The organism is Scandinavium sp. M-37, from assembly GCF_043558715.1.
Lineage (GTDB): Bacteria > Pseudomonadota > Gammaproteobacteria > Enterobacterales > Enterobacteriaceae > Scandinavium > Scandinavium vulneris_A.
Genome location: NZ_JBIGIN010000002.1, coordinates 278,147 through 291,652 on the forward strand (window position 1 = coordinate 278,147; position 13,506 = coordinate 291,652).

The 13,506-nt window shown below is 56.9% G+C and carries 13 protein-coding genes; 7 read left to right on the plus strand and 6 right to left on the minus strand.

The genetic code is table 11. From position 1 onward, the window contains the following. Window position 1 precedes the first annotated feature (1 nt). From fhuC to fhuB, 3 genes are read left to right on the plus strand one after another with little or no spacing between them, the layout of a single operon-like run. Window positions 2-799, plus strand: a complete 798-nt coding sequence (gene fhuC, locus ACG0Z5_RS03205) for a Fe3+-hydroxamate ABC transporter ATP-binding protein FhuC (protein ID WP_394445301.1) — start codon at window positions 2-4, stop codon at window positions 797-799. Next, a complete protein-coding gene (gene fhuD / locus ACG0Z5_RS03210; protein ID WP_394445302.1) occupies window positions 799-1,689 on the plus strand; it encodes a Fe(3+)-hydroxamate ABC transporter substrate-binding protein FhuD in 891 nt (296 codons plus the stop codon). The genes fhuC and fhuD overlap by 1 nt, the downstream gene beginning before the upstream one ends. Continuing rightward, window positions 1,686-3,668 (plus strand): Fe(3+)-hydroxamate ABC transporter permease FhuB, encoded by a 1,983-nt coding sequence (gene fhuB / locus ACG0Z5_RS03215; RefSeq protein ID WP_394445303.1) that lies wholly within the window; start codon window positions 1,686-1,688, stop codon window positions 3,666-3,668. Before fhuD ends, fhuB begins: the two co-directional genes overlap by 4 nt. A gap of 75 nt (window positions 3,669-3,743) precedes the next feature. Here the strand turns inward: fhuB and hemL are convergent, their stop codons facing one another. Beyond that, window positions 3,744-5,024: a glutamate-1-semialdehyde 2,1-aminomutase gene (hemL, locus tag ACG0Z5_RS03220; RefSeq protein ID WP_394445304.1), complete on the minus strand. Its 1,281-nt coding sequence runs from the start codon at window positions 5,022-5,024 to the stop codon at window positions 3,744-3,746. A 179-nt stretch (window positions 5,025-5,203) separates the two neighbouring features. On the opposite strand from hemL, the gene clcA reads away from it, so the two are divergent. Both clcA and erpA read left to right on the plus strand, forming a co-directional pair. Continuing rightward, on the plus strand, window positions 5,204-6,622 hold the full coding sequence (gene clcA / locus ACG0Z5_RS03225; protein ID WP_394445305.1) for a H(+)/Cl(-) exchange transporter ClcA: 1,419 nt from the start codon (window positions 5,204-5,206) through the stop codon (window positions 6,620-6,622). Between the two features lie 77 nt (window positions 6,623-6,699). Then, entirely contained in the window at window positions 6,700-7,044 is a 345-nt protein-coding gene (gene erpA / locus ACG0Z5_RS03230; RefSeq protein ID WP_097162931.1) for an iron-sulfur cluster insertion protein ErpA, read from the plus strand. A 47-nt stretch (window positions 7,045-7,091) separates the two neighbouring features. Here erpA and ACG0Z5_RS03235 read toward each other — a convergent pair whose 3' ends face one another. From ACG0Z5_RS03235 to mtnN, 3 genes are read right to left on the minus strand one after another with little or no spacing between them, the layout of a single operon-like run. Next, entirely contained in the window at window positions 7,092-7,715 is a 624-nt protein-coding gene (locus tag ACG0Z5_RS03235; RefSeq protein WP_394445307.1) for a TRIC cation channel family protein, read from the minus strand. Between the two features lie 14 nt (window positions 7,716-7,729). Beyond that, entirely contained in the window at window positions 7,730-8,530 is an 801-nt protein-coding gene (gene btuF, locus ACG0Z5_RS03240; protein WP_394445308.1) for a vitamin B12 ABC transporter substrate-binding protein BtuF, read from the minus strand. After that, window positions 8,523-9,221 (minus strand): 5'-methylthioadenosine/S-adenosylhomocysteine nucleosidase, encoded by a 699-nt coding sequence (gene mtnN / locus ACG0Z5_RS03245; protein ID WP_394445310.1) that lies wholly within the window; start codon window positions 9,219-9,221, stop codon window positions 8,523-8,525. The genes btuF and mtnN overlap by 8 nt, the downstream gene beginning before the upstream one ends. 74 nt (window positions 9,222-9,295) lie before the next feature. Between mtnN and dgt the strand changes: the two genes are divergently transcribed. Together dgt and degP are read left to right on the plus strand one after the other, a co-directional pair. Next, complete coding sequence (gene dgt, locus ACG0Z5_RS03250) at window positions 9,296-10,810, plus strand: dGTPase (protein ID WP_394445312.1); 1,515 nt, start codon at window positions 9,296-9,298, stop codon at window positions 10,808-10,810. Between the two features lie 137 nt (window positions 10,811-10,947). Further along, the gene (gene degP, locus ACG0Z5_RS03255; protein ID WP_394445314.1) at window positions 10,948-12,387 is read left to right on the plus strand and encodes a serine endoprotease DegP; all 1,440 of its coding nucleotides are present in this window, start codon (window positions 10,948-10,950) and stop codon (window positions 12,385-12,387) included. Window positions 12,388-12,440: 53 nt separating this feature from the next. Here degP and ACG0Z5_RS03260 read toward each other — a convergent pair whose 3' ends face one another. Continuing rightward, window positions 12,441-12,830 (minus strand): DUF3461 family protein, encoded by a 390-nt coding sequence (locus tag ACG0Z5_RS03260; protein ID WP_097162938.1) that lies wholly within the window; start codon window positions 12,828-12,830, stop codon window positions 12,441-12,443. A 101-nt stretch (window positions 12,831-12,931) separates the two neighbouring features. After that, window positions 12,932-13,506 (minus strand): transposase (locus ACG0Z5_RS03265; protein WP_394445315.1); only part of this gene is annotated, 575 nt, incomplete at its 5' end.

Below are 13,506 nucleotides of genomic sequence, written 5' to 3' on the forward strand. Positions count from 1 at the left end.
TATGCAGGAAAATACCGCCGTTTCCGACACCACGTTCGCCCTGAACGAGGTAACCTTCCGTGTGCCAGGCCGTACGCTGCTGCACCCGCTTTCGCTGACCTTTCCTCCGGGCAAAGTCACTGGCCTGATCGGCCATAACGGTTCGGGAAAATCCACGCTGCTAAAAATGTTGGGCCGTCACCAGCCGCCTTCGGAAGGCGATATTCTGCTGGATGGACAACCGCTGGACAGCTGGAACAGCAAGGCCTTCGCGCGTAAGGTGGCGTATCTGCCGCAGCAGTTGCCGCAGGCGGAAGGGATGACGGTGCGCGAACTGGTGGCGATAGGTCGCTATCCATGGCACGGTGCGCTGGGGCGTTTTGGCGCCGCAGACCGTGAGAAAGTGGAAGACGCGATTGCGCTGGTCGGCCTCAAACCATTGGCTCACCGCCTGGTGGACAGCCTCTCCGGTGGTGAACGTCAGCGCGCGTGGATCGCAATGCTGGTGGCGCAGGACAGCCGGTGTCTGCTGCTGGATGAACCGACCTCGGCGCTGGATATTGCGCATCAGGTTGACGTCCTGGCGCTGGTCCATCGCCTGAGCCAACAGCGTGGCCTGACGGTGATCGCCGTGCTGCACGACATCAACATGGCGGCACGCTACTGCGATTATCTGGTGGCGCTGCGTGGGGGCGAAATGATTGCCCAGGGCACGGCAGAAACGCTGATGCGCAGCGACACGCTGGAACACATTTACGGAATTCCGATGGGGATCCTGCCGCATCCTGCAGGCGCCGCGCCGGTAAGCTTTGTCTATTGATGAATGACTCTCTCCCGATCAGCCGTCGTCGTTTACTGACGGCGATGGCGTTGTCACCTCTGCTTTGGCAGATGAACAGCGCGCGTGCCGCGACGGTAGATTTGACCCGCATCGTGGCCCTCGAATGGCTGCCGGTCGAGCTGCTGCTGGCGCTGGGCATTACGCCTTATGGTGTCGCTGATATTCCCAACTACACGCTGTGGGTCAACGAGCCCGCACTGCCTGCGTCGGTGATTGATGTTGGCCTGCGCACCGAACCGAACCTCGAACTGCTGACCGAAATGAAGCCGTCGTACATGGTGTGGTCGGCAGGCTACGGTCCGTCGGCGGATAAGCTGGCGCGTATCGCCCCGGGGCGCGGTTTTAATTTCAGCGACGGCAAAAATCCGCTGGCTAATGCGCGCCAGTCACTGGTGGAAATGGGCCAATTGCTGGGTCGTGAACAGCAGGCGCAGGCGCATCTCAATCATTTTGATGAGTTCGTGGCGCAGCATAAACCGCGTTTTGCCGCCCGTGGCGCTCGGCCGCTGCTGATGATTACGCTGCTCGACGCGCGGCATGTGCTGGTCTTCGGCCCGAACTGCCTGTTCCAGCAAATCCTTGATGACTACGGCATCGTCAACGCCTGGCAGGGTGATACCAACTTCTGGGGTAGTCAGGTGGTCGGCATCGACCGACTCGGCGAGTTTAAAGACGTGGACGTTATCTGCTTCGATCACGGCAATGAGACTGAGATGCGGAAACTGATCGCCACGCCGCTGTGGCAGGCAATGCCGTTTGTGCGTCAGAAGCGATTCCAGCGCGTGCCGGCGGTGTGGTTCTACGGCGCGACGCTATCGGTGATGAATTTTATCCGCATTCTGGATAATGCGCTGGGAGGCAAGGCATGAGTCAGCGTTTGGCCCGTTTCCCGGCAGTACTGCTTTTGCTGTTGTTTATCGCCTCGGCGTGGCTGAGCTGGCACAACTTCAACGTGGCGCTGCCGCGTGCCCAGTGGCAGGAAGCGCTCTGGCAGCCGAACGTCGACAGCATTCGCCAGATGCTGTTTCACTACAGCTTGCTGCCCCGGCTGGTGGTTTCGCTGCTGGTGGGCGCCGGTCTTGGGCTGGTCGGGGTACTGTTCCAGCAGGTGTTGCGCAATCCGTTGGCCGAACCGACCACGCTGGGCGTAGCGACCGGGGCGCAGCTCGGGATTACCATCACCACCCTGTGGGCGTTGCCCGGCGTATTTACCACGCAGTTTGCCGCGCTGGTCGGCGCATGCGTGGTGGGTGCGCTGGTGTTTGGCGTCTCGTGGGGCAAACGTCTCTCTCCGGTGACGCTGATCCTCGCCGGGCTGGTGGTGAGCATGTACTGCGGCGCGGTGAATCAGCTACTGGTCATCTTCCATCACGATCAGCTGCAAAGCATGTTCCTGTGGAGCACCGGGACGCTGACGCAAACCGACTGGAGCGTGGTGCAAAAGCTGTGGCCGCAGCTGCTCGGCGGCGTGATGTTAACGCTGTTGTTGCTGCGTCCGTTAACCCTGATGGGGCTGGACGACGGCGTGGCGCGTAACCTTGGCCTGGCGCTGTCGCTGGCCCGTCTCGGGGCGCTGACGCTGGCGATTGTGATAAGCGCGCTGCTGGTCAATGCGGTGGGGATTATCGGCTTTATCGGCCTGTTCGCGCCGCTGCTGGCGAAAATGCTCGGCGCGCGTCGTCTGCTCTCCCGTCTGATGCTGGCCCCACTGATTGGGGCGCTGATCCTTTGGCTATCTGACCAGCTGATTGTGTGGCTGTCTCAGGTGTGGATGGAAGTCTCCACCGGCTCCATGACCGCACTGATTGGTGCGCCGCTGCTGCTGTGGCTGCTGCCGCGTCTGCGCAGTATCAGCGCCCCGGCGATGGATGCGGGCGATCGCGTGGCGGTTGAACGTCAGCGGGTGCTGGCGTGGTCACTCGGCGGTCTGGCGCTGCTGCTGTTGGGGATGCTGGTCGCGCTTTCGCTGGGGCGCGATGCGCACGGCTGGCACTGGGCGAGTGGCGATTTACTCAGTGCGCTGATGGAATGGCGTGCGCCCCGCATTCTGGCGGCGTTGGTCGCCGGGATGATGCTGGCGGTGGCGGGGTGTATTATTCAGCGCCTGACCGGCAACCCGATGGCGAGCCCGGAAGTGCTGGGGATTTCGTCCGGGGCGGCATTCGGCGTGGTGCTGATGCTGTTCTTCGTACCGGGCAATGCCTTTGGCTGGCTATTGCCTGCGGGCAGTCTGGGGGCGGCCGCGACCCTGATGATCATTCTGATTGCCTCCGGACGCGGGGGATTCTCCCCGCACCGGATGCTGTTAGCCGGGATGGCGCTCAGTACCGCCTTCACCATGCTGCTGACCATGTTACAGGCCAGCGGCGATCCGCGCATGGCGCAGATCCTGACCTGGATATCTGGCTCGACCTATAACGCGTCATATCAGCAGGTGCTGTACACCGGGCTGGTGATGGGGGTCCTGTTTGCGCTGACCCCGTTGTGCCGTCGCTGGCTGACTATTCTGCCGCTGGGCGGTGATACCGCGCGTGCGGTCGGTCTGGCGCTCACGCCGACGCGCGTGGCATTGTTGCTGCTGGCCGCCAGCCTGACGGCAACGGCGACGATGACCATTGGTCCGTTGAGCTTTGTCGGCCTGATGGCCCCGCATATTGCGCGAATGATGGGCTTCCGCCGGACAATGCCGCACATGATCCTGTCTGCACTGGTGGGGGGGATTTTGCTGGTGTTCGCCGACTGGTGTGGAAGGATGATTCTGTTCCCGTACCAGATCCCGGCCGGGTTGCTGTCGACGTTTATCGGTGCGCCGTACTTTATCTATCTGCTGAGAAAACAGAGTCGGTAATCTTCCCTGGAGGCGCTTTGCTTATCGGGGCGACGATAGTTGGCCGGGCAAGCGTAGCGCCGCCCGGCATCGACTTTACAGTTTTGCAAACACCTTACGCGCGGCATCAATGGTGTTGTTGATGTCCTGCTCGGTATGCGCCACGGACATGAAGCCCGCTTCGAACGCCGACGGAGCCAGATAAACGCCTTCTTCCAGCATCAAATGGAAGAATTTCTTGAAGCGTTCCACGTCGCATTTCACCACGTCCTGATAGCAGGTCACGGTTTTGGCGTCGGTGAAGAAAATCCCGAACATCCCGCCCACGTTATTCACTACCAGCGGCACGCCGGTTTCACGCGCAGCACGCAGCAGGCCATCAGCCAGCTGGTTGGTCAGGCTGGTCAGGGTCTCATGCACCCCAGGCTGAGCGACTTCGGTCAGACAGGCAAATCCGGCTGCCATCGCAATCGGGTTCCCGGACAGTGTGCCGGCCTGATACACCGGGCCGGTCGGGGCTAGCGCGTCCATTACCTCGCGACGACCACCGAATGCGCCCACCGGCATACCGCCGCCGATGATTTTGCCCAGGCAGGTCAGGTCAGGCACCACGTTGTAGTAATCCTGTGCGCCCGCCAGCGCCACGCGGAAGCCGGTCATCACTTCGTCAATGATAAACAGCGCACCAAATTCGTCGCACAGCGCGCGCAGGCCCGGCAGGAAGTCCGGCTGCGGTGGAATGCAGTTCATGTTGCCTGCCACCGGTTCGACGATGATACAGGCGATATCCTGCGGGTATTGCTCGAAGGCCGCACGCACGGAGGCCAGATCGTTATAGGTGCAGGTCAGGGTGTGTTTAGCGAAATCTGCCGGAACGCCTGGGGAGTTCGGCTGGCCGAGGGTCAGCGCCCCGGAACCGGCTTTCACCAGCAGGCAGTCGGCGTGGCCGTGATAACAGCCTTCGAATTTGATAATTTTGTCACGGCCAGTGAAGCCGCGCGCCAGGCGAATGGCGCTCATGGTGGCTTCGGTGCCGGAGTTCACCATTCGTACCATGTCCATGGTTGGAACCAGTTCAGTGACCAGTTCCGCCATTTTGACTTCCATTTCGGTCGGTGCGCCGAAGCTCAGACCGCGAGACGCCGCTTCAATCACCGCGTTACGAATCGCAGGATGGTTGTGCCCCAGTACCATCGGGCCCCAGGAACCGACGTAATCAATGTAGGCCTTACCGTCTACATCGTACAGATACGCGCCGTCGGCACGTTCAACAAACAGCGGGGTCCCGCCGACGCCGGTAAAGGCGCGTACCGGGGAGTTAACGCCGCCGGGGATCAGTTCGCGGGCCGCGCTGTACAGATTCTCAGATTTACTCATTGCCAGGTTCCTGGTTCGTTGAAAGCATGTTAGCGGACTATTCTAAGTTATTCCCCGAAGGTTATGAAAGTTTTGCCCAATTGAAACAATGTAATAATGCAGGAATTTTTAGGCGACGGGTCGCCAGCAGGTGGCTACAATGCAGTCTGCAATTCATCCTGACAACAAATGATAATGTCATGAAAGCAGAAACGCCCTCTTTTGAATCACAGCAATTTGTTCGTTTGCGCCGCGGGGAAGCGGTGCGTCGTTTAGTTCGCAGGGATAAAACACCGTTACTCATTCTCTTGATGGCCGCCGTGGTCGGTACGCTGGCCGGGCTGGTGGGTGTCGCGTTCGAGAAAGCCGTCAACTGGGTGCAGCATGTGCGTATTGGCTCCCTGGCACAGGTGGCGGATCACTGGTTTTTAGTCTGGCCGCTGGCCTTTATCTTCTCGGGATTGCTGGCGATGGTCGGCTATTATCTGGTGCGCCGTTTCGCGCCGGAAGCGGGAGGATCGGGCATTCCTGAAATCGAAGGCGCGCTGGAAGAGCTGCGTCCGGTTCGCTGGTGGCGCGTTATCCCGGTGAAATTCATCGGCGGGATGGGCACCCTGGGGGCGGGTATGGTGTTAGGGCGTGAAGGCCCGACCGTTCAGCTCGGCGGCAATATCGGGCGCATGGTGCTCGACATCTTCCGTCTGCGCACCGCCGAAGCACGTCACTCACTGCTGGCGACCGGTGCGGCGGCGGGTCTGGCGGCGGCCTTTAATGCGCCGCTGGCGGGTATCCTGTTTATCATCGAAGAGATGCGCCCGCAGTTCAGATACAACCTGATTTCAATTAAGGCCGTGTTCATCGGCGTTATTATGTCCAGCGTGGTGTTCCGCATTTTCAACGGCGAAACGGCGGTGATTGAGGTGGGCAAACTCGCCAATGCCCCGGTCAATACGCTGTGGCTGTACCTGGTGTTGGGCATGATCTTCGGCTGCGTCGGGCCACTGTTCAACAACCTGGTGCTGCGTACCCAGGATATGTTCCAGCGTTTTCACGGCGGTGATCTTAAAAAGTGGGTGCTGATTGGCGGTTTGCTCGGCGGGATTTGCGGCATTCTTGGGCTTATCGAGCCGGAAGCAGCGGGCGGCGGGTTTAACCTGATCCCTATCGCGGCGGCGGGGAATTACACCGTCGGCCTGCTGATGTTTATCTTTATTGCCCGGGTGGTGACGACGCTGTTGTGCTTTGGCTCTGGCGCACCGGGCGGGATTTTTGCCCCAATGCTGGCGCTCGGTACGCTGCTCGGCACCGCCTTCGGGATGGCCGCTGTGGCGTGGTTCCCGAATTACCATCTGGAACCGGGCACCTTTGCGATTGCCGGGATGGGCGCGCTGTTTGCGGCGTCAGTCCGTGCGCCACTCACGGGGATCGTGTTGGTTCTGGAAATGACCGATAATTATCAGCTCATTTTGCCAATGATTATTACCTGTCTTGGCGCAACACTATTAGCTCAGTTCCTGGGCGGCAAGCCGTTGTATTCCTCCATTTTGACCCGCACCCTGGCGAAACAGGAAGCCGAAATGGCCGAGAAAGAGAAGCAGCCCGCCGGGGAGAATACTTGAACGATTTAGTCAGGTATTGGATAATGTTTAAAAGACCCGGAGAGACTTTTAGCCGGGCGACATAACTGGAGTATGAAATGAGTGATGACGTAGCGCTGCCCCTGCAGTTTACTGACGCGGCCGCCAGCAAAGTAAAAAACCTGATTGCGGATGAAGACAATCCGAACCTGAAACTGCGCGTCTATATCACCGGTGGTGGTTGCAGCGGTTTCCAGTACGGCTTCACCTTTGACGATCAGATTAACGATGGCGATATGACTATCGAGAAGCAGGGAGTCGGCCTGGTCGTTGATCCGATGAGTCTGCAATATCTGGTTGGCGGTTCGGTGGACTACACCGAAGGTCTGGAAGGATCTCGCTTTATTGTGACCAACCCGAATGCCAAGAGCACCTGCGGGTGTGGTTCTTCCTTTAGCGTTTAAGCGTTGAGGTTGAAACAAAAAAGCCGTGTCATCGACACGGCTTTTTGCTATCTGCTACTCTCGTCCAGCGCAAAGGTTGGCAATTTTAAGTGCCAACGAATGGCCGCCAGGCGGATAACCAGCGTCACCAGCATCCCCAGCATCGCCGAGTTCTCCAGCGACATACCGAAATTGTAGTGCGCGTTGGTATGCACAATGCCGCCAACAATACAGGCGGTGGCGTAAATCTCGGTACGCAGGATCATCGGCACTTCCCGCGCCAGTACGTCACGAATAATACCCCCGCCGACTCCGGTCACAACGCCCATACACACCGCCACCAGCGGGCCGCTACCGGCAATGAACGCTTTGTTGACGCCGATACCGACAAATACCGCCAGACCGACCGCATCCAGCACCGGTAAAATCCATTTCGGTAGCCGACGCGGCTGGCGGACCAGCACAATGGTCAACATGCTGGTGACCATCGCCACCACCAGGTCGGTGGGATCTTTAACCCAAAAAACCGGGCCATTGGCCAGTGCCATATCGCGGATAGTCCCGCCCCCGACCGCTGTTACCACGCCGAGAACCAGCACGCCAAAAGGGTCCATGCGCAATTTTCCCGCCAGCAAGACTCCGGAAATGGCAAAGACGGCGGTGCCGACAATATCCAGCCAATAGACAAGCATTGATGCGTTTCCCGTTAATTGACCTGCGCCATGGCGGTGCAGAGTTGTTTCGCGGCGAGGATAATACGCGGGGAGGCGCGTTCAAACCAGTCGCTGTTGACGGGAATCACCGGAATTTTGAGCTGGCCCCGCCAGTATTGCTCAATTTTGGATACCTCGGCCTGGCTTCCGGCGGTGACAATGGCCTGAGGTTGGCGGGCGAGCACCTGTTCGCGGCTAACCTGCGGCCAGGGTACGCGACTGTCGGCGAAGACGTTGGTGCCGCCACAGGCCTCAATGATTTCGTTCTGAATGGAGTCTTTATTGCTGGTAAACAGCGGGTGAGTGCCAAACTGCAGGAATACGGTTTTTTTACGGCTGTGGGCATACTGTTGTTTAAGCTGGGCGAAACTCTCTCGCAGCGATTGTGCGGCCTGTTTAGCCTGTTGTGGATGTGGACTCCAGGCCGCCAGCTGTTGCAGGGTGCTGGCGATGTGCTCCACGCTGCCCGTCTCCACCCACATCACCTTGATCCCCAATGCGCTCAGTTGGTTCACCTGCCGCTCGGCGTTTCCACCCCGCCATGCCAGAACGATATCCGGCTTCAGGGCCACGATGCGCTCCAGGTTCATCCCTTGCCAGCTGGCAATTTGTTCGATGCCAGCGGCTTCGGGGGGATAATCGGAAAAGCTGCTCACGCCGACTGGCGTAATGCCTGCGGCAAACGCGAGTTCGGTGTTGGCGGGGGAAAGGGTGATAACCCTCGGCGCAGCCAGAAGCCACGCCGGAAGGGACAACAGCAGGGCGAAAAGGCCCGATGTCAGACGCTTATGCATTCGCCAGGTTCTGAACCAGGGTTTCTACCATCAGGCTGGACTGTTTGGCCGCCACGGCAAGGAACTCGTCGAAGCTCAGATGCGACTGCTGATCGGCGACGTCAGAGATGGCGCGAACCACCACAAACGGCACGCTGAAGTTGTGGCACACGTGAGCGATCGCCGTAGCTTCCATTTCGACCGCCACGGCCTGCGGGAAGTTGTGACGGATTTTCGCCAGACCCACGGAACCGTTAATGAACGCATCGCCGCTGACGATAAGCCCACGCACGGCGTTGAGGTTCAGCTGTTGGATGCAGCGCTCTGCGGCCTCAATCAGTTTGGCGTCGGCGGCGAAACCGGCCGGGCAGCCGGGCAGCTGACCATACTCATAGCCAAAGGCGGTGACGTCCGCGTCGTGATAACGCGCTTCATCGGATACCACGATATCGCCGACTTTGAGCGATGGTGCAAGGCCGCCAGCAGAACCGGTGTTGATGATGGCGTCAGGTTTGCAGCGTTCAATCAGCAGGGCGGCACCCATCGCGGCAGCCACTTTGCCGATCCCTGATTTCAGCAGCGCAACGTCAACGCCGTTCAATTGGCCAGTGTAGATCTCGCTTCCGCCAACGGTGAGGGTCTGACGATTCTGGATTTTGTCACGCAGCAGCGTCACTTCTTCTTCCATTGCACCAATAATGCCGATTTTCATAGATTTACTCGCGATGTGATGGGTTTAAAGGCATAGTTTATCATGGAGCACGCATTTCCGGACCGGGAGAGGCTATGGCCACAATTGATTTTCGCACAAAGATAAACTGGCATCGGCGTTACCGTTCGCCGCAGAGTGCTGCGACGGAACATGAAATCCTGCGCATTTTCGAAAGCGATCGCGGACGGATCATCAATTCCCCGGCGATTCGTCGGCTCCAGCAGAAAACGCAGGTCTTCCCGCTGGAGCGTAATGCCGCGGTGCGGACGCGTCTGACGCACTCGATGGAAGTACAGCAGGTCGGGCGCTATATTGCCAAAGAAGTGCTGGGCCGCCTGAAGGAGCGCAAGCTGCTGGAAGCCTACGGGCTGGATGAACTCACCGGCCCCTTTGAAAGCATTGTTGAAATGGCGTGCCTGATGCATGACATCGGCAACCCGCCGTTTGGTCACTTCGGTGAAGCGGCAATCAATGACTGGTTTCGCCAGCGTCTGTGGCCCGGCGATGCGGCCAGCCAGCCGCTGAGTGACGATCGTTGCCTGGTCGGCACCCTGCGTTTACGCGATGGCGAAGATAAATTGAATGAATTACGCCGTCGGGTGCGCCAGGACCTGTGTCAGTTCGAGGGTAATGCTCAAGGTATTCGCCTGGTGCATACGTTGATGCGGATGAACCTCACCTGGGCACAGGTCGGCTGTATCCTGAAATACACGCGTCCGGCGTGGTGGCGGGGCAATCCCCCGGAAAGTCACAGCTATTTGATGAAGAAACCTGGCTATTATTTCGCCGAAGAGGCCTATATTGCGAGGTTGCGTAAAGAACTTGATCTCGCCCCATACAGCCGCTTTCCATTGACGTGGATTATGGAAGCCGCCGATGACATCTCTTATTGCGTGGCAGACCTCGAAGACGCCGTTGAAAAACGTATCTTCAGCGTCGAGCAACTTTATCAGCACCTGCATGAAGCATGGGGCAACCATGAAAAAGGTTCGCTGTTCGCGCAGGTAGTAGAAAACGCCTGGGATAAATCTCGCTCTAATACTCTGAGCCGCAGTACCGAAGATCAGTTCTTTATGTATTTGCGAGTGAATACACTGAATAAACTGGTGCCCTACGCGGCGCAGCGATTTATCGACAATCTGCCGCAGATATATGCCGGTGATTTCAATCACGCGTTGCTTGAAGACGACAGTGATTACAGTCAGCTGCTTGAATTATATAAAAACGTCGCCATTAAACAGGTGTTCAGTCATCCGGACGTTGAGCAGTTGGAATTGCAGGGATACCGCGTGATTAGCGGGCTGCTGGAGATTTACCAGCCGCTGCTGAAATTATCGCTGGCAGATTTTAATGAGCTGGTGGAAAAAGAGCGTTTACGCCATTTGCCGATTGAAAGTCGGCTATTCCAGAAACTCTCAACCCGACACCGATTGGCCTACGTCGAGGCGGTGAATAAAATCCCGCGCGATGCCGCGGAGTATCCGTTGATGGAGTACTATTATCGCTGTCGTCTGATTCAGGATTATATCAGCGGCATGACCGATCTCTATGCCTGGGATGAATACCGCAGGTTAATGGCTGTGGAATAAGGCGATAGTTTTGTAAAGACGGACAATAATTTTTTACTTTTGTAGAAACGTCAATTCGGAACTTCGCGTTATAAAGTGACTCTGACAGTCACGTACACAGCAACTTTTGCTTTATCTGACATTTGAGATTACGACACATGAAAAAAACCACGTTAGCAATGAGTGCACTGGCTCTGAGTTTAAGTCTGGCCCTGTCCCCGCTGTCTGTATCGGCTGCGGAAACTGCGTCCTCTGCAACCACTGCCCAGCAGATGCCAAGTCTGGCACCGATGCTGGAAAAAGTGATGCCTTCCGTTGTGAGCATCAACGTGGAAGGTAGCACCACGGTGAACACCCCGCGTATGGGGCGTAACTTCCAGCAGTTCTTTGGTGATAATTCACCGTTCTGCCAGGACGGTTCTCCGTTCCAGAATTCCCCATTCTGTCAGGGTGGCCAGCCGGGTGCTCCTGGCGGTGATAACGGCAGCCAGCAGCAAAAATTCATGGCGCTGGGTTCAGGGGTAATCATTGATGCCGCGAAAGGCTATGTGGTGACCAACAACCACGTGGTGGATAACGCCAGCACCATCAAAGTTTCTCTGAGCGATGGCCGTAAATTTGACGCCAAAGTGGTCGGCAAAGATCCGCGTTCTGATATTGCGCTGATCCAGATCCAGTCTCCAAAAGGTCTGACCGCCATCAAAATGGCGGATTCCGATGCCCTGCGCGTAGGTGACTACACCGTGGCTATCGGTAACCCGTTCGGTCTGGGTGAAACCGTGACTTCCGGGATCGTGTCGGCGCTGGGCCGTAGTGGCCTGAACGTCGAAAACTACGAAAACTTTATTCAGACCGATGCGGCAATCAACCGCGGTAACTCCGGTGGTGCGCTGGTGAACCTTAACGGTGAGCTGATCGGGATTAACACCGCGATCCTGGCACCAGACGGCGGTAACATCGGGATCGGTTTTGCTATCCCAAGCAACATGGTGAAGAGCCTGACCGAACAGATGGTTAAATTTGGTCAGGTCAAACGCGGCGAGCTGGGCATTATGGGCACCGAGCTGAGTTCCGATCTGGCGAAAGCGATGAAAGTTGACGCTCAGCGCGGCGCATTCGTAAGCCAGGTACTGCCGAACTCGTCTGCGGCGAAAGCGGGCATCAAAGCAGGGGACGTGATCACCTCCCTGAACGGCAAGCCTATCAGCAGCTTCTCCGCCCTGCGTGCACAGGTTGGCACCATGCCAGTCGGCAGCAAAATCCAGCTGGGTCTGGTGCGTGATGGCAAGCCGGTGAACGTCACCCTAGAACTGCAGCAGAGCAGCCAGACTCAGGTTGATTCCAGCAGCATCTTCAACGGTATTGAAGGCGCTGAAATGAGCAACAAGGGTAATGATAAAGGCGTGGTGGTTAGCAGCATCAAACCGGGCACCCCTGCGGCGCAAATCGGCCTGAAAAAAGGCGATGTGATTGTCGGGGCTAACCAGCAGCCGGTGAAAAACATTGCCGACCTGCGTAAGCTTCTCGACAGCAAGCCGAGCGTCCTGGCGCTGAACATCCAGCGTGGCGACAGCACTATCTACCTGCTGATGCAGTAATGTAAAAACAAAAACGGCAACCTTAGGGTTGCCGTTTTACTTTTCAACGTCGCTTATTTCCCGCGGGTAAGCTTCTCAAGATCGGATTCAATTTCGCTGATCTTATTCGCCACGACGCTTTCCAGATGACGCAGGTCGTCGAGGATTTTACGCTTCAGATCCACTTCGGTGCGATCGCGTTTGCACAGCTGATCCAACTCATCAATCACATAGCGCAGATTCGGGCTGATTTCCTGCACTTCTTTGTAGCCCTGGCCTACGCCGTCAGCCACCACGGTTTTACGCTGACGTGGATATTTGAACTTCACGCTTTTCGCGAAAAACTCGCCTTTATCCTTATGAAAATAGATCTTCAGGATATCGTTGTTGGCTTCCTGCCGGAGGCTGTAACGATCGATTTCATCAGGATTGGTAATGCCCAAACTTTTCAGATTGTCGTACATAGCGGTATCCTTCGGTTAAACATAACTCATGCATAATTAACGAAAAAATCCGTTTCCGCCAGCGGCAGATATAAAAAAAGCGGGGTTGCCCCTAATGCTGGTCACTTAAGGTGATCAGCATTTTTTCTTGTCGGATATTTCTGGGCTTTTACTTTCAATTCCCGAGGGTAACTTCGCTCTCTTCTTCCCGGTAATACCAGCCACTTTGCTTTCTCATACAACGTTCTTAACTCACCCGGCATCTTACCCGGTGACGCCCATGGCAACGTTATCAGCAACCGGGTTATTTCACTTATTGTGCCGCTAAAACTCAGCTGGTAAGGCAGATAATCACCTTTCAGTTCGAACGCCATCCTTACCATCTGATATCTCACCAGGTTGTAAGTCAGCAGTACTCCCCATAACTCCTGTCTTACCAGTTCTGGCAACTTGCTGCGTAACGTCCAGCGATTGTCCATCATTCCCTGCTTCGCTTCCCGATAACCCAGTTCAATTTCCCACCTGTGGCGATATATCGCACTGATATCATTACCAGGATAGCGATTATGGTCTGTCAGGGATGTCAGAACCTGTCTTTCTTTGCCATCAACAGTTCGGGTCAGTAGCCTTGCTGTGAACCACTCAGGGAGTGCAGGCCACTGTTTTCGGGCCTGTGGGCTGGTTTTTAGTTTAACAA

Bases quoted from the DNA above. Each gene is read 5' to 3' on its own strand.
- fhuC (WP_394445301.1), top strand. From the start codon at position 2: ATGCAGGAAAATACCGCCGTTTCCGACACCACGTTCGCCCTGAACGAG.
- fhuD (WP_394445302.1), top strand. From the start codon at position 799: ATGAATGACTCTCTCCCGATCAGCCGTCGTCGTTTACTGACGGCGATG.
- fhuB (WP_394445303.1), top strand. From the start codon at position 1,686: ATGAGTCAGCGTTTGGCCCGTTTCCCGGCAGTACTGCTTTTGCTGTTG.
- hemL (WP_394445304.1), bottom strand. From the start codon at position 5,024: ATGAGTAAATCTGAGAATCTGTACAGCGCGGCCCGCGAACTGATCCCC.
- clcA (WP_394445305.1), top strand. From the start codon at position 5,204: ATGAAAGCAGAAACGCCCTCTTTTGAATCACAGCAATTTGTTCGTTTG.
- erpA (WP_097162931.1), top strand. From the start codon at position 6,700: ATGAGTGATGACGTAGCGCTGCCCCTGCAGTTTACTGACGCGGCCGCC.
- ACG0Z5_RS03235 (WP_394445307.1), bottom strand. From the start codon at position 7,715: ATGCTTGTCTATTGGCTGGATATTGTCGGCACCGCCGTCTTTGCCATT.
- btuF (WP_394445308.1), bottom strand. From the start codon at position 8,530: ATGCATAAGCGTCTGACATCGGGCCTTTTCGCCCTGCTGTTGTCCCTT.
- mtnN (WP_394445310.1), bottom strand. From the start codon at position 9,221: ATGAAAATCGGCATTATTGGTGCAATGGAAGAAGAAGTGACGCTGCTG.
- dgt (WP_394445312.1), top strand. From the start codon at position 9,296: ATGGCCACAATTGATTTTCGCACAAAGATAAACTGGCATCGGCGTTAC.
- degP (WP_394445314.1), top strand. From the start codon at position 10,948: ATGAAAAAAACCACGTTAGCAATGAGTGCACTGGCTCTGAGTTTAAGT.
- ACG0Z5_RS03260 (WP_097162938.1), bottom strand. From the start codon at position 12,830: ATGTACGACAATCTGAAAAGTTTGGGCATTACCAATCCTGATGAAATC.